The sequence below is a fragment of the Nocardioides sediminis genome (assembly GCF_003047295.1).
Taxonomy (GTDB): Bacteria; Actinomycetota; Actinomycetes; order Propionibacteriales; family Nocardioidaceae; genus Nocardioides; species Nocardioides sediminis.
The window spans coordinates 36,437-55,021 of the sequence record NZ_PZYZ01000004.1 but is presented as its reverse complement, the minus strand read 5'-3'; the positions used below and the strand labels follow the sequence as shown (position 1 = coordinate 55,021).

At 72.3% G+C, this 18,585-nt stretch carries 15 protein-coding genes and 2 tRNA genes; 4 read left to right on the top strand and 13 right to left on the bottom strand.

The window, feature by feature from the left end; translation table 11 throughout:
• Window positions 1-25 precede the first annotated feature (25 nt).
• Genes DAI17_RS10955 through DAI17_RS10945 form a run of 3 tightly spaced genes read left to right on the top strand, consistent with a single transcriptional unit; the run spans window position 26 to window position 4,441 of the window.
• Entirely contained in the window at window positions 26-1,051 is a 1,026-nt protein-coding gene (locus tag DAI17_RS10955; protein WP_107772972.1) for an AAA family ATPase, read from the top strand.
• 58 nt (window positions 1,052-1,109) lie between these two features.
• Window positions 1,110-2,243 (top strand): DUF58 domain-containing protein, encoded by a 1,134-nt coding sequence (locus DAI17_RS10950; RefSeq protein WP_159081481.1) that lies wholly within the window; start codon window positions 1,110-1,112, stop codon window positions 2,241-2,243.
• Window positions 2,240-4,441, top strand: a complete 2,202-nt coding sequence (locus tag DAI17_RS10945) for a transglutaminase-like domain-containing protein (RefSeq protein ID WP_107772970.1) — start codon at window positions 2,240-2,242, stop codon at window positions 4,439-4,441. Before DAI17_RS10950 ends, DAI17_RS10945 begins: the two co-directional genes overlap by 4 nt.
• A gap of 113 nt (window positions 4,442-4,554) precedes the next feature.
• Here the strand turns inward: DAI17_RS10945 and DAI17_RS10940 are convergent, their stop codons facing one another.
• Together DAI17_RS10940 and DAI17_RS10935 are read right to left on the bottom strand one after the other, a co-directional pair.
• Window positions 4,555-5,244 carry a DUF305 domain-containing protein gene (locus DAI17_RS10940; protein ID WP_107772969.1) on the bottom strand — a complete coding sequence of 230 codons (690 nt, stop codon included), beginning with the start codon at window positions 5,242-5,244 and terminating at the stop codon, window positions 4,555-4,557.
• 95 nt (window positions 5,245-5,339) lie between these two features.
• Window positions 5,340-6,428, bottom strand: coding sequence for a carboxylate-amine ligase (locus DAI17_RS10935; RefSeq protein ID WP_159081480.1), 1,089 nt, complete (start codon window positions 6,426-6,428; stop codon window positions 5,340-5,342).
• A gap of 178 nt (window positions 6,429-6,606) precedes the next feature.
• Between DAI17_RS10935 and DAI17_RS10930 the strand changes: the two genes are divergently transcribed.
• Window positions 6,607-7,473 (top strand): class II glutamine amidotransferase, encoded by an 867-nt coding sequence (locus DAI17_RS10930; protein WP_107773301.1) that lies wholly within the window; start codon window positions 6,607-6,609, stop codon window positions 7,471-7,473.
• A gap of 30 nt (window positions 7,474-7,503) precedes the next feature.
• Here DAI17_RS10930 and DAI17_RS10925 read toward each other — a convergent pair whose 3' ends face one another.
• The 11 genes from DAI17_RS10925 to gnd form a co-directional block, all read right to left on the bottom strand.
• Entirely contained in the window at window positions 7,504-8,220 is a 717-nt protein-coding gene (locus tag DAI17_RS10925; protein ID WP_107772967.1) for a potassium channel family protein, read from the bottom strand.
• Window positions 8,213-9,580, bottom strand: a complete 1,368-nt coding sequence (locus DAI17_RS10920) for a TrkH family potassium uptake protein (protein ID WP_234412446.1) — start codon at window positions 9,578-9,580, stop codon at window positions 8,213-8,215. The genes DAI17_RS10925 and DAI17_RS10920 overlap by 8 nt, the downstream gene beginning before the upstream one ends.
• A 28-nt stretch (window positions 9,581-9,608) precedes the next feature.
• Window positions 9,609-9,684, bottom strand: a tRNA-Ala gene (locus DAI17_RS10915).
• Between the two features lie 24 nt (window positions 9,685-9,708).
• Window positions 9,709-9,834 carry a DLW-39 family protein gene (locus DAI17_RS21530; RefSeq protein WP_234412445.1) on the bottom strand — a complete coding sequence of 42 codons (126 nt, stop codon included), beginning with the start codon at window positions 9,832-9,834 and terminating at the stop codon, window positions 9,709-9,711.
• 48 nt (window positions 9,835-9,882) lie between these two features.
• Window positions 9,883-9,956, bottom strand: a tRNA-Ile gene (locus tag DAI17_RS10910).
• 114 nt (window positions 9,957-10,070) lie between these two features.
• Window positions 10,071-10,640, bottom strand: a complete 570-nt coding sequence (locus DAI17_RS10905; protein WP_107772966.1) for a DUF3566 domain-containing protein — start codon at window positions 10,638-10,640, stop codon at window positions 10,071-10,073.
• A 3-nt stretch (window positions 10,641-10,643) separates the two neighbouring features.
• Entirely contained in the window at window positions 10,644-13,445 is a 2,802-nt protein-coding gene (gyrA, locus tag DAI17_RS10900) for a DNA gyrase subunit A (protein ID WP_107772965.1), read from the bottom strand.
• A gap of 54 nt (window positions 13,446-13,499) precedes the next feature.
• Complete coding sequence (gene gyrB / locus DAI17_RS10895) at window positions 13,500-15,611, bottom strand: DNA topoisomerase (ATP-hydrolyzing) subunit B (RefSeq protein WP_107772964.1); 2,112 nt, start codon at window positions 15,609-15,611, stop codon at window positions 13,500-13,502.
• A 215-nt stretch (window positions 15,612-15,826) separates the two neighbouring features.
• Window positions 15,827-16,414, bottom strand: coding sequence for a DUF721 domain-containing protein (locus DAI17_RS10890; protein ID WP_107772963.1), 588 nt, complete (start codon window positions 16,412-16,414; stop codon window positions 15,827-15,829).
• Complete coding sequence (recF, locus tag DAI17_RS10885) at window positions 16,404-17,546, bottom strand: DNA replication/repair protein RecF (protein WP_107772962.1); 1,143 nt, start codon at window positions 17,544-17,546, stop codon at window positions 16,404-16,406. The genes DAI17_RS10890 and recF overlap by 11 nt, the downstream gene beginning before the upstream one ends.
• Window positions 17,547-17,552: 6 nt before the next feature.
• Window positions 17,553-18,584 (bottom strand): phosphogluconate dehydrogenase (NAD(+)-dependent, decarboxylating), encoded by a 1,032-nt coding sequence (gene gnd, locus DAI17_RS10880; protein ID WP_107772961.1) that lies wholly within the window; start codon window positions 18,582-18,584, stop codon window positions 17,553-17,555.
• Between the last annotated feature and the right edge of the window lies 1 nt (window position 18,585).

The window sequence follows — 18,585 nt, the reverse complement described above, 5'->3', positions numbered from 1 at the left end:
CCCTTCGCCGAGACGAGAGGCGGACATGACTGACACCCACCCGACCACCGTCGAGGGCCCCGTGACCGGGGGCTCCGGCGGCAGCGGTTCGACCACCGCGCGCGAGGCGGAGTGGTTCAGCCGCACCTTCACCCAGCTGGCGGACACCATGGGCCGGGCCGTCCTCGGCAAGGACCACGTCGTCCGGCTGGCGCTGACCTGCCTGGTCTCCGAGGGGCACCTGCTGCTCGAGGACCTCCCGGGCACCGGCAAGACGATGCTGGCCCGGGCCCTGTCCAACAGCATCGAGGGCAGCCACGCCCGCATCCAGTTCACGCCCGACCTGCTGCCGACCGACGTCACCGGCGTCACGGTCTACGACCAGCACAAGGGCACCTTCGAGTTCCACCGCGGGCCGATCTTCCACGACATCGTGCTGGCCGACGAGATCAACCGCGCCTCGCCCAAGACCCAGGCGGCGCTGCTCGAGGTGATGGAGGAGGGCCACGTCACCGTCGACGGCATCACCCACGACGTGCCGAGCCCGTTCATGGTGATCGCCACCCAGAACCCCATCGAGCAGGCCGGCACCTACCGGCTGCCCGAGGCCCAGCTCGACCGGTTCCTGATGAAGACCTCCGTGGGCTACCCGGACGCCGAGGCGACCGAGGAGCTGCTCCTCGGCTCGGCGGTCCGCGACCGGGCGTCGCTGGTGACCCCGGTCGCCACCCGTCGCGCCGTGGCCGAGCTGTCCCGCGTGGCCGGGGCCGTGCACGTCGACCGGGCGATCGTGCGCTACGTCCGCGAGCTCGCCGAGGCGAGCCGCGAGCAGCAGCACGTGCGGATGGGGCTCTCGGCCCGCGGCTGCCTGGCCTTCATCCGGGTGGCCAAGACGTGGGCGGCCGCCGACGGTCGCACGACCGTGGTGCCGAGCGACATCACCACGCTGGCGACGCCCGTGCTGTGCCACCGCCTGCTGCTCGACCCGCAGGCCCAGTTCAACGGCGTCTCGGTGGACGACGTGATCGAGCGGCTGCTCGACTCCGTCGAGCCGCCGACCTACCGCGGCTGAGCCGGTGGCGGCCGTGCTGTCGCGGGCGCTCGCGAGGCTGTGGGCGGGAGTCCGGACCGTGACGCCGACCGGTCGCGCCGTGCTGCTGCTCGGGATCCTCGCGTACGCCGCCTCGACCCTGTGGGGCCTCGTCGAGCTGCGACTGGTCGGGGTGACCTGCGTGGGGATCCTGCTCGCCGCGCTCCCGTGGCTGCTGCTGCCGATGCACGTGGACGCCGACCTGCGCCTGCGGCCGCCCCGGACCACGGCCGGCGAGGCCGTGGAGGTGGCGCTCACCGCGACCAACCGGGGGTCGCTGCCGCTGTGGCAGCCCCTGGTCCGGGTGCCGGTCGGCGACCGGACCACCTGGGTGCGGATGCCCTCCCTGGGGAGGGGGGCCCGGGAGCGGGCCACGGTCACCGTCGACGGCCTGGTCCGCGGCGTGCTGCCCGTGGGGCCGGCCACGGCGGTGCGCGCCGACCCCCTCGGCCTCCTGCACCGACCGGTGCGCTGGGGCGACGCCCGCGAGCTGTTCGTGCGGCCGGTGATGGTCCTGGTGCCGAGCCTGGGGTCCGGCCAGGCACGCGACCTCGAGGGCACGCCCAGCGACCGGGTCTCCATGAGCGACCTGGCCTTCCACGCGCTGCGGGAGTACGTCCCGGGCGACGACCTGCGCCACGTCCACTGGCGCTCCTCCGCCCGGGCCGGCGAGCTGCTCGTCCGGCAGTACCACGACACCCGACGCAACCACGCCACCGTCGTCGTGGACGCCGACCCCGCGTCGTACCCCACCCCCGAGGGGTTCGAGCTCGCCGCCTCGGTCGCGGCGTCGCTGCTCGTGTGCGCCGCCCGGGAGGAGTACGACGTCAGCCTGGCGTGCGGGTCCGTGCAGTCCACCGCGCTGCCCGCCCCGACCGTCCTCGACGCGACCTGCCGGATCGCGCCCGAGCCGGACGCCGGGCCGTGGGCCGAGCAGGTGCTCTCGGCCCTCCGGCTGGCTCCCGAGACCAGCGTGCTCCTGCTGGTGACCGGCGGCGCCACCGATCCGGAGGCACTGGCCCGCACCACCGCGACCCTGCCCGCCGACGTCCGCGTCGTGGTGCTGCGAGCGGCTCCCGGGGAGGCGGCCGGCCTCGTGCGGCTGCACGGCCACGACACGGTGACCGTGGGCCGGCTCGGCGAGCTGCCCGGGCTGATGGCGGCGGCCTCGTGAGCGTCCGGACCCGGCCGCTGCCGCCGTACGCCGCCGTCGACCTGCTCGCCGTGGTGGTGCTGGCGGCGATCACCCTGGCGGGCTTCTGGGACACCTTCGCCGGCGTCAGGTGGATCGTCGTCGCCGCGGCCGGCGTGGCCATCGGCCTGGTCTGGACGCTGGTGCTCACCACCCTGCGGCTCGGGATCGGCGTGGTCGTCCCGCTGCTGCCGGTGCCCTACCTGCTCACCGCCGGCGCGCTGGCCCTCGGCTCCTCCGGGCTGTTCCTCGGCGTGCCGGGCATCGAGACGATCACCGACGTCGCGGTCGGCACGGTCGGCTCCTGGCGGCTCCTGGTGGAGACCGCGCCGCCGGTCGACAGCCGCGGGACGGTGTTGCTGATCCCCTACGCGCTGGGGATGCTGCCCGCCGCCATCGCCTCCGTCCTGGCGCTGCGCAGCCGCCGGCCGGTGCTGCCGCTGCTGCCCCTGCTGGTGGCGCTGGTCCTCGCCCTCCTGCTGGGCGTGACCGACCCGTTCTCGACGCCGCTGCAGGGCGTCGGGTTCGGCGTGGTCGCGCTCGCCTGGGTGGCCCACCGCGGGCTGCGGGTCGAGGCCGGCCGCGCCGGTGACGCGCCGACCGCCGCCGTCTCCGGGCCCCGGCTGCTGGTCGGCCTGGGGGTCGTCGGCCTCGTCGCCGCGGCGTCGTACTCGGTGGTCGAGGTGCCGGCGGACAACCGGCGCGACGTCCTGCGCGAGGTGGTGCAGCCCTACGACTCGTCCTACCTCACCACGCCGCTCTCGGCGTTCCGGCGCTTCCGCGACCAGGGGTCGGGCGTCTACACCAACCTGGCCGACCGCAAGCTCTTCCGGGTCCGCGGCGCCGAGCCGGGGACGCGCGTGCGGGTGGCCGTCCTGGACCGCTACGACGGGACCCGCTGGTACGCCGCCGACGACGCCAGCCCCGACGACTTCACCGACCGCTTCCTGCGGGTGTCCTCGCGGGTGGACAACCCGGCGCGCGGCGAGGAGCGGCTCTACACGGTCTTCGTGCGCAACACGTGGGACCTGCCGTGGGTGCCGACCATCGGCGCCCTGCAGGCCTTCGACTTCTACGACGACTACGCGAGCGACCGGCTGCCCGACCTGCGCTACAACCGCGCCACCGACACCGCGCTGCTGCCCGGTGGGCTGCACGTCAACGAGGACTACGTCCTCACCGCCGTCCCGACCCCCGACCGGCTCACCGTGCGGATGAAGCCGTGGCGCCGGCCGGACGCCACCCTCCAGGAGGCGGCCGCCTTCCTCGACGTGCCGGCCCGGGCGTGGTCGCTCGGCGCCCGGACGCCGATGGCCGGCGTCTTCCGGATCGCCGACCGGCTCCGGGCGCGCGGGCGCTACTCCGACGGCGCGTTCGGCTGGGAGGCGCGCTTCGAGGAGGGCCACGACGCGCAACGGCTCGACGAGGGCTTCGTCAACGCGCCGATGATGGTCGGCAACGACGAGCAGTACGCCGCCACGATGGCGCTGCTGGCCAACCGGATCGGGGTGCCGGCCCGGGTCGCCGTCGGCGCCGTGCTCGGCCGCAACGGGGTGATCAAGGGCAAGCACCTCGACGCGTGGGTGGAGGTGCGCGTGGGCAACGGCACCTGGCGGGTGCTGCCCACCCGCGCCTTCATGGGCCGCCGTCCGCCGCGACGCGACTCCGCGCCGCTGCCCGAGGTGGCCCTGCCTCCCGCCCCGCGCCCGCAGGACCGCCCGCCAACGCAGCAGCCCGAGCCCGAGGAGGCGCTGGAGGACGAGTCCGCCCGGGAGGAGGCGACCGACCGGCCGCTGCCGCGCTGGCCGCTGCTCCTCCTGGTCCCGCTCGCGGCCGGGGTCGTGCCGCTGCTCAAGGGTCTGCGCCGGCGTCGCCGCCGCGGCGCCACCCCGGCCTCGCTGGCCTACCTCGGCGGCTGGGACGAGCTGGTGGACACCGCCCACGACCTCGGGGTGACCGTCCCCCGCAGTCCGCGGCCCGCCCAGGCCGTCGCGATCGGCGTACCCACCTCGCTCGCGCGCGAGGCCGACGTCGCGACCTTCTCGCCCGACGAGCCCGACGACGCCGACGCGTTCTGGCGCCTCGTCGAGGAGGAGCGCTCCGGGCTGCGGTCCGCCGCCCGTCCCGTACGCCGCCTGCTCGCGCCGCTCGACCCGCGCTCGCTGCTCCGGCGCCGCTGAGGGCGCTCTCGCGGAATCACCGGGCACCCGGTGATTCAGTGGGATGGCGCGCGCTGCAGCGTGGCCGAACCCACGGGTTCACCGGGCAGCCGGTGATTCCGCATCCGGCGGACTCAGCCGAACCACTCCCACAGCCACCGGCGCATCATGAGGATCTCGGCGTGCTGGGCGGCGGCGATCGTCCCGGCGAGCTCCTCGACCTCGTCGTGCTCGGCCAGGTCACGGGCCACCAGCTGCCGCGACATCATCACCGCGGCCATGTGGTGCCACACCATGTCCTCGAGGAAGACCTGGTCGAGCCGGTCGCCGGACAGCCCGCTGAGGTCGCGCATCATCGGCTCGTAGTCGGCGTCCGTCGGCGCGTCCGGGTACCACCGCGCCAGCCACTCCCGCATCTGCTCGACCTCCGCGGTCTGGCCCTCCACGATCGAGCGGCCCAGCTCGCGCATCTCCGCGCGCTCGGACCGGGCCAGCTCGCCGGCCGCCTCGATGGCCTCCTCGTGGTGGGCGACCATCTCGACGAGGAACTCCTGCTCGCTGCGTACGACGTGCATGCCGGCCATGCCGTTCATCGGGCCACCCATCAGGCCGTGCATGCCGCCGTTCATCATCCCGCCGGCCATCCAGCCAGGCGTCCCGCGCGGGAAGCCGTCGCGGCCCCGGGGCCCGGGGTCCCGGTCCACGGCGGTGGTCATCATCCCTGGACCGTGGCCGTCGTCATTCCCCTGGACCACGGCCACGCCGGCCAGGGCGAGCACCGCCACCACCAGCGCGCTCAGCGCGACGACCGTCGGGCGTCTCATGCCGGCCTCCTCGCAGGGATCTCCTGCTGTCCAGCCTGCTCCTCGTCGGTCGTCCGCAGCAGGGACGAGCGCACCGACCCGGGGTGCCGTAGGTCCTAGGCGGACCCCTGGACGGGTGCGTCGGACACGGCCGTGGCCGCCAGCCGGGGGACGAAGTGCTCCAGGTCGCGGCTGCCCGCCAGCAGTCGGCGCTGCCGCACGGCCCCGGTGCCGATCCTCGCCACGCGGTCGAGCCCCGCCATGACAAGCTCCGCGTCGCCGGTGAGCCTGAGCCCGGGGAGGATCGTGCGCAGCAGGTCCGCCCAGGTCGCACCGTGGGCGCGCTCGGAGGTCGGCGCACCGTGGGCCGCCACGTCGAGCAGGTCGGCGCGCAGGTCCGGGTCGGACACGACCGCCGACGGCCGCCCGCGGCGTACGTCCTCGACCAGGGACGACACCAGGGCCCGGCACACCCCCGCCAGCAGGACGGCGTCCGCCACCTCGAGCGCGGTGTCCGCCACCCGGATCTCGATGGTGGGGTAGCGCGGCGAGAGCCGTGCCAGGAAGTAGACGTTGCGCGGGTCGAGGGCCGCCCCGCTGCCCACCAGGGACCGCACGGCACGGTCGTACGCCGCCGCCGTGCGCCACGGCGCGGGCGCCGTGAACGTGGGCCAGCGCAGCTGCCGGCCGTAACGGGTGCTGCTCCAGCCGCTGTCGCGCCCCCCGCTCACCGGCGAGTTGGTGCTGAGGGCGAACAGCGTCGGCAGCCAGGGCCGCAGCCGCCCCAGGACCTGGACGGCCAGCTCGCGGTCACCGATGCCGACGTGGACCTGGCAGGCGCACGTGCCGCTCGTCGCCGCCGCGTCCGGGAAGTGGGTCGCGAGCGCGCGGTAGCGGTCGGTCTGGGTCAGCAGCTCGACGCCGGACCCGTCCCGCAACGGCGCCCCGGCCGCCACCAGGTGGGCCCCCACGCCGACCGCCGCCTCGGCCACGGCGTGCCGCAGGTCGGCCAGCTGGCGTTCGAGGTCACCCAGGTCGGTGCACACGCCGGACGTCGTCTCGACCTGGTAGCGCATGAGCTCGGGCTTCACCCGGTCGTCGGCCACCCGGCGCAGCACGTCGGGTGCGACGGGCGCCAGGGCTCCCGTGGGGTCGACCAGCAGGAACTCCTCCTCCACGCCCACGGTCAGGCCCTCGGTCAGCACGGCTCTCCTCCACCCGGTCACGGTGGATCCACGCTGCAGGGCGGACCCACGCACAGGATGGGGAACGGCTCTCGGCCCGCACCTCACCCGAGGGGGGTGAGGTGCGCCGGCGACCCGCGCGAGACCCTGCCCCGGACGGGCCGGTCGGGGCTCGCGTCGACGTGGAGGGAGGCCGACCATGTGTCGGTGGCTGGCGTACTCCGGGACCCCCATCCTGCTGGAGGAGCTCCTCTACAAGCCCGAGCACTCCCTGATCGACCAGAGCATGCACGCACGGATGGGCGTCGAGACCACGAACGGTGACGGCTTCGGGATCGGTTGGTACGGCGTGGACGGCGCGAGCACGTGGCTGCCCGACAGCCGCGGCAGCCAGGTCCCGGTCCTGTTCCGCGGCGTCGGCCCGGCGTGGGGTGACCAGAACCTCCGGGAGATCGCCAGGTCCACCTCGTCGGGGCTCTTCCTGGCCCACATCCGGGCCAGCACGGGCACCCCGGTCCAGCAGACCAACTGCCACCCGTTCCGCCACGACCGGTGGCTGTGGGTCCACAACGGGGCGATCAAGCACTTCGAGGTGCTCAAGCGGGACCTGGTCCTCGCGATCGACCCGGAGCTCTATCCCTCCATCGGGGGGTCGACTGACTCCGAGGTGATGTTCTACCTCGCGCTCACCTTCGGGCTGCGGGAGGAGGCCGTGCCGGCGGTCGAGCGCATGGTCGGCTTCGTCGAGGCCACCGCGCGGCGCCACGGCGTCGAGGCGCCGATGCAGATGACCGTCGCGACCACCGACGGCGAGCGCCTGTGGGGGTTCCGCTACTCCAGCGAGGGCCGCAGCCGCACGTTGTACGTCAGCACGGCGATCACGGCCCTGCGCCAGATGTACCCCGACAACCCGGTGTTCCACCGGCTCTCCGACGAGACCAGGGTCGTCGTGTCCGAGCCGCTCGGCGACCTCGTGGGCGCGTGGAACCCCATTCCCGAGTCGAGCTACGGCATCGTGGAGGAGGGCGACGACACCCTGGGCCGCTTCACCCCCCGCGAGCCCTGACGCCCTGACGCAGCGTCGTACGCCGCCGCGTCACCAGGTGGGGCGAGGGGTACGGCGCTCGGTCCGGGGTCCGGCGCCCCCCTCGTCGCCCAGCGCGCTGAACCGCTCCACCTTGTCCTTGGGCCCGGAGACGATGATCTCGGCGCCGTCCCGCAGCACGGTGCTGGGTGTGGCGTAGGTGAAGTCCTCGCCCGCCGCCTTGACACCGACGATCGTGACGCCGTACTCCTGCCGCACCCCGAAGCCGGCGAGGCTTCGACCGATGAGGGCGCGCGGAGGCCTGGTCTTGGCGAAGGCGTAGCCGTCGTCGAACTCGATGTACTCGATCATCCGGCCGGTGACCAGGTGCGCCACCCGCTTGCCCATGTCGTGCTCGGGGCGTACGACGTGGTGGACGCCGATCTGGTCCAGGATGCGGGCGTGCGACTGGCTGATGGCCTTGGACCACACATGTCGGACCCCGAGCTCGAGCACCACCGACGCCGACAGGATGCTGGCCTCGAGGTTGGTGCCGACGCCGACGACGGCGCGGTCGAACTCGGCGACCCCGAGCTCCCGCATGGCCTCCAGGTCGGTGGAGTCGGCCTCCACGACGTGGGTCAGCCGGCCGGCGAGGGAACGCACCACCCGTGGGTCGGAGTCGACGCCGAGGACCTCGACACCCTCCTTGGTGAGCTCCAGCGCCAGCGAGCGGCCGAAGCGGCCCAGCCCGACCACCACGACGCCGTCGATGTTCTTCCTAGCCAATGAGTGGCCTTCCTTCCGGCAGACGGTGCAGGGCGGCGTGCTCGCGCATCGCGAGCGCCGAGACCAGTGTGATGGGACCCAGGCGCCCGGTGAACATCAGCAGCGTGAGGACCAGGTGCCCGGCCGTGGGCAGGTCGGCGGTGATGCCGGTCGAGAGCCCGACGGTGGCGAAGGCCGACACCACCTCGAACAGGGCGTCCTCGGTGGGCACGTCGCTCACCTGCAGGATGACGAGCGTCGACGCCACCACGGCGCCCAGGGACAGCAGCGCCACGGTCAGCGCCTGGCGGATGGCGCGCGGGTCGATCCGGCGGCCGAAGGCCACCACGTCGGACTCGCCGCGCACCTCGGCGAAGATCACGAAGAACAGCAGGATGAACGTGGTCACCTTGATGCCGCCCGCCGTGCCGGCCGACCCGCCACCGATGAACATCAACATCTCGGTCCCCAGCAGGGTGCCGTCGCGCATCTGGCCGTAGTCGAGGCTGTTGAAGCCCGCCGTGCGCGGCATGACGGCCTGGAAGAAGCCGGCCAGGAGGCGGTCCGGCGCGCTGAGGGTCCCGAGGGTGGCGGGGTTGCTCCACTCGCTGGCCGTCACGAAGACGGTGCCGAGGACCAGGAGCGCCGCCGTGACGCTCAGCGTCATCCTGGTGTGCATGCTCCACGCCCACGTGGGGTGGAACCGGCGGTACAGCTCGAGCCACACCGGGAACCCGAGTCCTCCGGCGATCACCGCGAACGCGATGGGCAGGCAGATCCACGGGTCCGACACGAACCCCATCAGGCTGTCGCTGTAGAGCGCGAACCCGGCGTTGTTGAAGGCCGAGACCGCGTGGAACACCCCGAGGTACGCCGCACGTCCCCACGCCTCGTCGTACCCCCACGCGAACCGCAAGGTGAGCAGCACCGCCGTGGCGAGCTCGAAGAGCAGGCTGATGGCCACGACGCCCTTGACCACCGTGCGGACGTCGCCGAGCCCGGTGGCCTTGGTCTCGGCGGCGGCCGTCAGTCGCGACCGCAGGCCCAGCCGGCGGAACACCAGGAGGCCGAGCAGCGACGCGAGGGTCATGATCCCGAAGCCCCCGACCTGGATCAGCGCGAGGATCACGACCTCACCGAAGGTCGACCAGTACGACGGCGTGTCCACGACGACCAGACCCGTCACGCACACCGCGCTGGTGGAGGTGAACAGGGCCACCATCAGCGGGGCCCCGTCCCCTCCGGTCCGGGCCGGCGGGAGCATCAGCAGCAACGTCCCGACGATCACTGCGAGCGCGAACGCGACCACCACGACCTGCGCCGGGTGCCGCAGCCACGGGCCGTCGTTGCGGCGCAGGGCCCGCGCGAGAGAGGACGTCACCCGATGAGGCTAGGGCCCGACGTCGTCGTGGTGGAGCCTAGGGGACTCGAACCCCTAACCCCCTGCTTGCAAAGCAGGTGCGCTACCAATTGCGCCAAGGCCCCTGGGTCGGCCCGCGGGCCGACGGATCAGGACTTGTGGACGGTGTCGGTCGCCTCGGCCCACAGGGCCTGCTCGGACTTGCCCTCGTCCATCTTCTTCTTGGCGAGTGCGGCACCGCCCACGGCGAGCAGGACCAGGATGATCTTCTTCACGGGCGCTCCTCCAAGGGGGCGGGGCACGAGCCACGGGTGGGACGTCGGTGGGCCTAACAGGACTTGAACCTGTGACCTCTTCCTTATCAGGGAAGCGCTCTAACCGTCTGAGCTATAGGCCCGAGTCGCCGCGGACGACGACACGGCCGCCACGGGCGGCCGAGGGGGAACACTACCCCACGCCGGAGGACCGTCACAAAACGCCGGTACCCGGCGTACGACGACCGCAGCAGGGCTCAGCGCTCGTCCTCCGCGAGGGTGACCTCGATGCCCCCGAGCAGGGCCGCGGACATGTTGTAGAGGAACGCCGTCAGGGTCGCGATGGCGGTCAGCAGGATCACGTCGATGATGCTGACCAACAGCGTGAAGCCGAGCACGCGGCCCATCCCGACGTAGTCGGTGACGTCGAAGTCGCTGGTGTTGGTGTCCCCCTCGACGACGCTGGCCACGGTCGCGTTGATGGAGTCCCACACGCCGGCGGCGCCGAGCACCGACCAGACCATGAAGACCGCCACGAAGGTCACCACACCGAAGGCCACCGACAGCAGGAAGGAGGTCTTCATCACCGACCAGGGGTCGACCCGGGTCAGCCGCAGCCGTGCGCGGCGGGGGGACTTGCTCCTCGGCCGGTCGGTGGCGCGGCGACCGAGGCGCGGGTCCTTGGCCTCGGCGTCGGCGTTGGCGCGGTGCTCGGTCGCGGCGTTGGACAGCTTGGCCTGGACCCTCGCGCCCAGGGAGGGCCGAGACGCGGCGGGGTCGTCACCGCGCGGGCTGCCCTGCGGTCGGGAAGCGGTGCGCTCGGACATGGATCACTCCTCAGCGGGCTCGGACGGACTCTCGATTGTTGCACCGTCGGCAACCTCGAGCGATTCGTCGACACCCCCGGTGGTCGCCCCGGCGGTGTCGACGGACGTGTCGGAGCCGGTGTCGGCAGCCTCGGCGGCGGTCTCGTCGACCGGTCCGTTCTCCACCTCGTCGGCCTCCTCCTCGCGGGCCTCGACCGACCGGGCGACGACCGCGACGCTGTCGTCCTTCTTGGGCGTCACGAACTTCACGCCCATCGTCGAGCGGCCCGTGGGGCGGAACTCCTCGTTGATGGGGCTGCGCACCACCTGGCCGCCGGTGGTGATCGAGAGCACCTCGTCACCGTCCTCGACGATGAAGGCGCCGACCAGCCCGCCACGGTCCTCGTTGGCCAGCGACATCGCCTTGATGCCCAGGCCGCCGCGGGACTGCGTGCGGTAGTCGTTGATCCGGGTGCGCTTGGCGAAGCCGCCGTCGGTGATGGTGAAGACGTACTGCGGCTTCACCACGCCGGTCCCGGCCTCGGTGGCGACCTCCTCGTTGCCCGGGGCCTCCTCGACCGCGCCCTCGGTCGGCGCGGCGACCTCGTCGCCGGGGGTCTCGTCGTCGAGCCCGGCGGCGACCTCAGCGGCCACCTGGGCGGCACGGATCACCGACATCGACAGCAGCGAGTCGCCGTCGCGGAACTTCATGCCCGAGACGCCGCTCGTCGCGCGGCCCATCGGGCGCAGCTGGGAGTCGTCGGCCTTGAAGCGGATCGCCTGGCCCTTGCGGGAGACGAGCAGGATGTCGTCCTCGGCGTTGACCAGCTCGGCGCCGATCAGCTCGTCGTCGTCCTCGCGGAAGTTGATCGCGATGACGCCGGCCTGGCGCGGGGAGTTGTAGTCGCCCAGCCGGGTCTTCTTGACCAGTCCGTTGCGGGTGGCGAGCACGAGGTAGGGAGCCTGCTCGTAGTCGCGGATCGCCAGCACCTGGGCGATGTCCTCGTCGGGCTGGAAGGACAGCAGGCCGGCCACGTGACCGCCCTTGGCGTCACGGGCGGCCTCGGGGAGGTTGTAGGCCTTGGTGCGGTAGACCCGGCCCGCCGTGGTGAAGAACAGCAGCCAGTGGTGGTTGGTCGTGGAGATGAAGTGCTCGACCACGTCGTCGCCGCGCAGGGTCGCGCCGCGCACGCCCTTGCCCCCGCGCTTCTGGAGCCGGTACTGCTGGCGCAGGGTCCGCTTGGCGTAGCCGCCGCGCGTGATGGAGACGACCAGCTCCTCGTCCGGGATGAGGTCCTCCATCGAGAGGTCCCCGTCGGCGGCGATGATCTGCGTACGACGGTCGTCGCCGAACTTCTCCACGATCTCGTCGAGCTCGTCGACCACGATCTGCCGCTGCCGCGACTCGTTGGCCAGGATGTCCTCGAGGTCGGCGATGATCAGCTCGAGCTCGGCGAGGCGGTCGATGATCTTCTGGCGCTGCAGGGCCGCCAGCTGGCGCAGCTGCATGCCCAGGATCGCGTCGGCCTGCACGTCGTCGATGTCGAGCAGGGCGATCAGGCCCTCGCGGGCCTCGGCGACGTCGGGGGAGCGACGGATGAGCGCGATGACCTCGTCGAGGGCGTCGAGCGCCTTGACCAGGCCGCGGTAGACGTGGGCCTGCTTCTCGGCCTCGGCGAGGCGGAAGCGGGTACGCCGCTGGATGACCTCGATCTGGTGGCCCACCCAGTTGCTGACGAACTGGTCGATCGTCAGGGTGCGGGGCACGCCGTCGACCAGGGCCAGCATGTTGGCGCTGAAGTTGGTCTGCAGCTCGGTGTGCTTGAGCAGGTTGTTGAGCACCACGCGGGCCACCGCGTCGCGCTTGAGCACCACGACGAGGCGCTGGCCGGTGCGACCCGAGGAGTCGTCGCGCACGTCGGAGATGCCCTGGACCTTGCCGGAGTCGGCGAGCTCGGCGATCTTGAGCGCCAGGTTGTCCGGGTTGACCATGTAGGGCAGCTCGGTGATCGACAGGCAGGTGCGACCCTTGGCGTCCTCGTCGACCTCGATGACGGCTCGCTGGGTGACCGAGCCGCGACCGGTGCGGTAGGCCTGCTCGATGCCCTCGCGGCCGACGATCAGCGCGCCGTTGGGGAAGTCGGGGCCCTTGATCCGCTCGATCAGCGCGTCCTGCAGCTCCTCGCGGGACGCGTCCGGGTGCTGGAGCGCCCAGCGGGCACCGTCGGCGACCTCGCGGAGGTTGTGCGGCGGGATGTTGGTCGCCATGCCGACCGCGATGCCCGCCGAGCCGTTGACCAGCAGGTTGGGGTAGCGCGAGGGCAGGACGACCGGCTCCTGGGAGCGACCGTCGTAGTTGGGCTGGAAGTCGACGGTGTCCTGCTCGATGTCGCGGACCATCTCCAGCGCGAGCGGCGCCATCCGGCACTCGGTGTACCGCATGGCGGCGGCCGCGTCGTTGCCCGCCGAGCCGAAGTTGCCCTGCCCGTTGACGAGCGGGGCCCGCATCACCCACGGCTGCGCGAGGCGGACCAGGGTGTCGTAGATCGCGGTGTCGCCGTGCGGGTGGTACTGACCCATGACGTCGCCGACGACGCGCGAGCACTTGGAGAAGCCGCGGTCGGGGCGGTAGCCCCCGTCGTACATCGCGTAGAGCACCCGGCGGTGGACCGGCTTGAGGCCGTCGCGCACGTCGGGCAGTGCCCGGCCCACGATGACCGCCATCGCGTAGTCGATGTAGGCGCGCTGCATCGAGGTCTGGAGCTCGATGGGCTCGATGCGGCCGCCGCCACCGGGTCCGGCGAGGTTGTCGGTGGTCTCAGTCATGGATCAGTGTCCTTCTCGGGAGATCTACTCGAATCTAGGTCTGGTCTTAGACACTCAGATATCGAGGAATCGGACGTCCTTGGCGTTGCGCTGGATGAAGGACCGTCGCTGCTCGACGTCCTCGCCCATCAGCGTGGAGAAGACCTCGTCGGCCTGGGCGGCGTCGTCGAGGGTGACCTGGAGCATGAGCCGCTGCTCGGGGTTCATCGTGGTCTCCCACAGCTCCTCGGCGTTCATCTCGCCGAGGCCCTTGTAGCGCTGGACCGGGTTCTCCTTGGGGAGCTTCTTGCCGTTCTCGAGGCCGTCGCGCATCAGGGCGTCGCGCTCGGCGTCGGAGTAGACGAACTCGTGCTCGGCCGGCTTGTTCCAGCGGATCCGGTAGAGCGGCGGCTGGGCCATGTAGACGTAGCCGTGCTCGATCAGCGGCTTCATGAACCGGAAGAGGAGCGTCAGGAGCAGGGTGTTGATGTGGTGGCCGTCGACGTCGGCGTCCGCCATCAGCACGACCTTGTGGTAGCGCAGCTTCTCGAGGCTGAACTCCTCGTGGATGCCGGTGCCGAGTGCGGAGATGATCGCCTGGACCTCGGTGTTGGCCAGCACCTTGTCGATGCGGGCCTTCTCGACGTTGAGGATCTTGCCGCGGATCGGCAGGATCGCCTGGACCCGCGGGTCGCGGCCCTGGCGGGCCGAGCCGCCGGCCGAGTCGCCCTCGACGATGAAGACCTCGCACTCGGCGGGGTTGGTCGACTGGCAGTCGCTGAGCTTGCCGGGCAGGCCGCCGCCGCCGAGCAGGCCCTTGCGGTTGCGGGCCAGGTCGCGCGCCTTGCGGGCCGCGATCCGCGCCGACGCCGCGGCCTGGGACTTGCGGACGATGTCCCTGCCCTCGGCCGGGTTCTGCTCGAACCAGGCGCCGAGCTGGTCGTTGACGATGCGCTGGGTGAAGCCCTTGGCCTCGGTGTTGCCCAGCTTGGTCTTGGTCTGCCCCTCGAACTGGGGCTCCTCGAGCTTGATCGAGATGATGGCGGTCAGGCCCTCGCGGATGTCGTCACCCGAGACCCGGTCCTCCTTCTTCTTGATCTGGCCCCACTCCTCGCCCCAGTGGTTGACCAGGCTGGTGAGCGCCGAGCGGAAGCCCTCCTCGTGGGTGCCGCCCTCGTGGGTGTTGATCGCGTTGGCGAAGGTGTGCACCGACTCGGTGAACGAGGTGTTCCACTGCATCGCCACCTCGAGGCTCATGTGGGCGCCGGAGGACTCCGGCGACTCGGCCTCGAATGAGATGATCGTGGGGTTGGCCTTGTCCTTGCGACGGTTGAGGTGCTCGACGTAGTCGACGAGGCCGCGGTCGTACTTGAAGACCCGCTCGAGGCCGGCCTCCGTCTTCTTGATGGCGTCGGAGCCCGACTGGTCGACGCTGGGGTCGACGGTGCTGTCGGCCGCGGCTTCGGCCACCTCGTCGGCGTGCTCGCGCTCGTCGCGCACCACGATCTCGAGTCCCTTGTTGAGGAACGCCATCTCGCGGATGCGGTTGGTGATCGTCTCGAGGTTGTAGGTCGTGGTCTCGAAGATGTCCTCCGAGGCCCACCAGGTGATGGTGGTGCCGGTCTGCTCGCCGTCCTCCATCGGGCGGACCTGCTCGAGGTCGCCGTCGGGGACGCCGAGCGTGAAGGTCTGGCGCCACACGTGGCCGCGGTTGCGGACCTCGGCGTGGAGGTGGGTCGAGAGGGCGTTGACGACCGAGACGCCGACGCCGTGCAGGCCGCCGGAGACCTTGTAGCCGCCGCCGCCGAACTTGCCGCCCGCGTGCAGCATCGTGAGCGCCATCGTGAGCGCCGGCATCTCCTGCCCGGGCGCGGTGTCGGTGGGGATGCCGCGGCCGTTGTCCTCGACGCGGACGCTGCCGTCGGCCTGGAGGGTGATGACGATCCGGTCGCAGTAGCCGGCCATCGACTCGTCGACCGCGTTGTCCACGATCTCCCAGATGAGGTGGTGGAGGCCGCGCTCGCCGGTGGAGCCGATGTACATGCCGGGCCTCTTGCGGACCGCTTCGAGGCCCTCCAGCACCTGGATCGCGGAGGCGTCGTACTCGACGCCGTTGGGCAGCTCGGGGACGGATCCTTCGCTCACGCGTACCTCATCTACTGGTCGGCCGCGTCGGGCCGGTGACATAGGAGAGGGCCGCGACTGGTGAGCCGGCGACCCGAGTCCTCAGTCTACCCGTCACGGGCCCACAATCCACGTACCTGCCCCGGGGAAACACCCATCTGTGGATGAAAAGGGCCCCTGAGGGCCCCGTGAGGGCCTCGCGGAGCGCCGTTCAGGGGGTCGGACAGGCCCCTGTACGGCCAACGGGCCGGGAGATCGTCATTTCGCGACCCCCCTCCTCACCCGTAGGTGTCCCGCGGTCCCCGGCCGTCGCGGCTGGAGAACCGCCCCTTCTTCCAGCTCGGGAGGTGGGGTCCCTGGATGTCGATCACGGTGACCGTCCCGTGCCCGAGCTCCTCGTTGAGACGCCTCACCACGGTCGGCGCCAGCAGCTTGAGCTGGGTGGCCCAGGCCGTGGAGTCGGTGCGCACGACCAGGCGGGTGTCGGCGAACGACTCGGGCGTGCAGTGGGAGGCCACCTCGTCGCCGACCAGCTCGGCCCAGCGCCCGAACACCGACTGCACCCGCAGGTCGAGCTCCCACCCGTGGTTGGCGACGAGCCGCTCCAGCGCCGTCTCGACCAGCTGCGGGTCGCGGTCGGAGGGGAAGGCCCCCGACGTCCGCGGTCCGCCGCGCCGCCGCGGGGCGTCGACGGGCGTCGTACGCGGTCGGCGCCGCCTGGCCTGCTGCGGACCGGGTACGGCGCCCGCGGCGCGGCGAGCCGCCCGGGCGAGGTCGAGCCCGTCGTCCCGACGGTCCGGGTCCTCGGCCGGCGGGTCCGGATGCACGACGTCCTCCCCGGTCCCCTCGGGCGGCTCAGTCGTCACGACGCACCTCCCCGTCGGCGACGAGGAACCGCACGCCCTGCAGCGCCGCCGGCACGTCCGCGGCCACCGCCGCGGTCACCAGCACCTGCTCGGCGCCCGCGACCAGCTCGGCCAGCTGGCGTCGCCGCTCCGCGTCCAGCTCGGCGAAGACGTCGTCGAGCACCAGGATGGGGTCGTCCCCGTCGGCGCGCAGCAGGTCGTACGACGCCAGGCGCAGCGCGAGCGCGAACGACCAGGACTCGCCGTGGGAGGCGTAGCCCTTGACCGGCAGCCGCAGCTCGTCGTTGCCGAGGGTGAGCAGCAGCTCGTCGCGGTGCGGCCCGACCAGCGAGATCCCGCGGTCCAGCTCGTCCTTGCGGCGCCGCTCCAGCTCGGCGAGCAGCGCCTCAGTCAGGTCGCCGGCGTCCGTCGCGCCGTCGAGCTCGAAGGACGGCTTGTAGGCGATCTCGGCGTCGTCGCGGCTCGCCCCGCGGGCCACGGCCTCGTAGGCCTTGCCGACGTAGGGGCGCAGGTCGTCGACCAGCCGGAGCCGGGCGGCGAGCACCTCGGCGCCCACGCGTGCGAGGTGGGCGTCCCACACGCCCAGGGTGGACAGCGCCGTGTCGCGGGCCTCGCCGCGCGCCACGCCGGCGGTCTTGAGCAGGGTGTTGCGCTGCTTGAGGATCCGGTCGTAGTCGGCGCGGACCCCGCCGAGCCGCGGCGCGCGCAGTAGGAGCAGGTCGTCGAGGAACTTGCGCCGGTCGCCGGGGTCCCCCTTGACCAGGGTCAGGTCGTCAGGCGCGAAGACCACGGTGCGCACCAGGCCGATGATCTCGCGTGGTCGGGGGAGGGGGGAGCGGTTGATCCGCGCCCGGTTGGCCCGGCCGGGGTTGAGCTCGACCTCGAGCACCGCCGTACGCCCGTCGCGCACGACCGCGGCGCGCACGACGGCCTGGTCCGCGCCGGCCCGGACCAGCGGGGCGTCGGAGGCGACCCGGTGCGAGGAGAGCCGCGAGAGGTAGTCGATCGCCTCGACGAGGTTGGTCTTGCCCTGGCCGTTGCGGCCGATGAACGCCGTCGCGCCCGGGCCCAGCTCGACGTCGAGGTCGGCGTAGGACCGGAAGTCGTGCAGGGTCAGGTGCGCGACGTGCACGACGGCCTAGCTCTCACCCGTCTGGCGACCCTCGCCGGCACCGGCCTGCTGGGCCGCCCCCGACTGGTCGGGGGAGCCGTTGGTCCCGGCGGCGTCGCCGCCCTCGGGGGCCGCGGTCCGCACGGCGTGGCCGCCGAACTGGTTGCGCATCGCCGCGACCGCCTTCATGGTCGGCGAGTCCTCCTGGCGGGAGACGAAGCGCGCGTAGAGCGCGGCGGTGATCGCCGGGGTGGCGACGGCGTGCTCGATGCCGGCCTCGACGGTCCAGCGGCCCTCCCCGGAGTCCTCGGCGTAGCCGGCGATCCGGGACAGGCCCGGGTCGTCGTCGAGCGCGGCGACCATGAGGTCCAGCAGCCAGGACCTGATGACGGTGCCCTCGCGCCACGAGCGGAAGACCTCGGTGACGTTGTCGGTCAGGTCGGCCGCCTCGAGCAGCTCCCAGCCCTCGGCGTAGGCCTGCATCACGGCGTACTCGATGCCGTTGTGGACCATCTTGGAGAAGTGCCCGGCGCCGACCTTGCCGGCGTGCACGGCCCCGAAGTCGCCCTCGGGCTTCAGCGCGTCGAAGGCGGGCTGGACCTTCTCGATGTCGGCCGCGTCGCCGCCGTACATCAGGGCGTAGCCGTTCTCCAGCCCCCAGACGCCGCCGGAGACGCCGCAGTCGACGTAGCCGACGCCCTTCTCGCGCAGCAGCTCGGCGTTGGCGAGGTCGTCGGTCCAGCGGGAGTTGCCGCCGTCGACCACCACGTCGCCCTCGCCGAGCAGGTCTCCGAGCTCCTTCACCGTCGCCCGGGTGGGGTCGCCGGCGGGGACCATGACCCACACGACCTTGGGGCTCGGCAGCGCCTCGACGAGCGCGGCGAGCGAGTCGACGTCGCTGACGTCGGGGTTGCGGTCGTAGCCGACCACGGTGTGCCCCGCACGGCGCAGCCGCTCGCGCATGTTGCCGCCCATCTTGCCGAGGCCGACGAGTCCGATGTCCATGCGTGTGCCCTCCGAGGATCGTGTGGCTTCGTCCGTGCTGCTGGCCCCACTCAAC

What these genes read in the sequence shown, in the direction of transcription:
- DAI17_RS10955 (WP_107772972.1), top strand. Translation starts at nt 26, where the DNA reads ATGACTGACACCCACCCGACCACCGTCGAGGGCCCCGTGACCGGGGGC.
- DAI17_RS10940 (WP_107772969.1), bottom strand. Translation starts at nt 5,244, where the DNA reads ATGAGACGCCCGACGGTCGTCGCGCTGAGCGCGCTGGTGGTGGCGGTG.
- DAI17_RS10930 (WP_107773301.1), top strand. Translation starts at nt 6,607, where the DNA reads ATGTGTCGGTGGCTGGCGTACTCCGGGACCCCCATCCTGCTGGAGGAG.
- DAI17_RS10905 (WP_107772966.1), bottom strand. Translation starts at nt 10,640, where the DNA reads ATGTCCGAGCGCACCGCTTCCCGACCGCAGGGCAGCCCGCGCGGTGAC.
- gyrA (WP_107772965.1), bottom strand. Translation starts at nt 13,445, where the DNA reads ATGACTGAGACCACCGACAACCTCGCCGGACCCGGTGGCGGCGGCCGC.
- gyrB (WP_107772964.1), bottom strand. Translation starts at nt 15,611, where the DNA reads ATGTCACCGGCCCGACGCGGCCGACCAGTAGATGAGGTACGCGTGAGC.